The sequence below is a fragment of the Ferroplasma sp. Type II genome (assembly GCF_000496155.1).
Map to the genome: position 1 here is coordinate 2,457 of NZ_KI542781.1, position 1,025 is coordinate 3,481.

2 protein-coding genes are annotated in these 1,025 nt (G+C 28.9%); both read left to right on the forward strand.

Translation table 11 applies throughout. From position 1 onward, the window contains the following. The coding region (locus AMDU4_RS11145; protein ID WP_290705160.1) for a hypothetical protein at positions 1-625 on the forward strand (625 nt) is incomplete at its 5' end. Then, positions 619-972, forward strand: a complete 354-nt coding sequence (locus AMDU4_RS11150) for a hypothetical protein (protein ID WP_021785967.1) — start codon at positions 619-621, stop codon at positions 970-972. The genes AMDU4_RS11145 and AMDU4_RS11150, both read left to right, overlap by 7 nt. The last annotated feature ends 53 nt before the right edge of the window (positions 973-1,025 follow it).

A 1,025-nucleotide genomic window follows, 5' to 3' on the forward strand; every position in this document is an offset into this window, starting at 1 on the left:
TTCCTATAAGTACGATTACATAGCAACAAACAGTACAAATTACTTATTGCAATATTGTAATAATTCTAATGTAAAGTATACAATTGCATATACAGATACATTCAAGCATTATAAGGTGGAGATAGGGGATATAATATACAGGAATGGCAATGAGAATATATCATATGTCTATGCCAATATAGTTCCTATCAATTCGTCTAAAATATTACTGGGAAATGAATTTACACTGGATAATAAGGGTACATACGGCAATGTAATGGAAAAATTAATAAATAGTATAAAATTAATATCATTTAATTATATGTATTCCGGTAATAGGACATTAGATAGGTTTGGCATAGAATATTCATATATTGCATCAGCAATGAATGGTATGTTAAAATCAACGAATAATGGTATTAAGAATATTGGCATTGATAAAACAGTAGGGATTGCAATAGATTATAATGAAGCTAGCTGTATTTTTACCATAGCCTATACAGTCTTAGCAGCGTTAACAATAGTTCTCTCAATACTAGCAGCTGTTGGCTCTTATGGTACATTAACACCATTGGCCGGATGGGCATTTTTCTTCGCTGTTAATGCATTTGGGTTAAGCATAGGGGGTGTAGCAGCAACTTGTTAAAAAATAATAGAAAGATAATAAGGAGTGAAGCGATATTATTCGGAATACTTTTCTTAATGTCAATAGCAGGGACAATTCTATTTAAGGGTAATTTGAGATATATTTATGTTGCCATTTCTCTATTAATGGGCACTGGATTTTTAATGCTGACTTATTCTCTCTATAGATGGAGTAATACAAATTATTATAACATTAAACTTAAAAAATCCAAATATTATTGGATAGCTATAATTGCAATAATTTCAACAGCTATCAATATCTATGAAGTATCAATAAATGAAGTGCCTTTTATATTTATAACATTATTAATTAGTTGTATAATTATAATTCTAATAACGAAAAAATAAGATCCTACGTATTTATCTATACGTCTATATTTTTTTATGTGTTTGCCACCAAT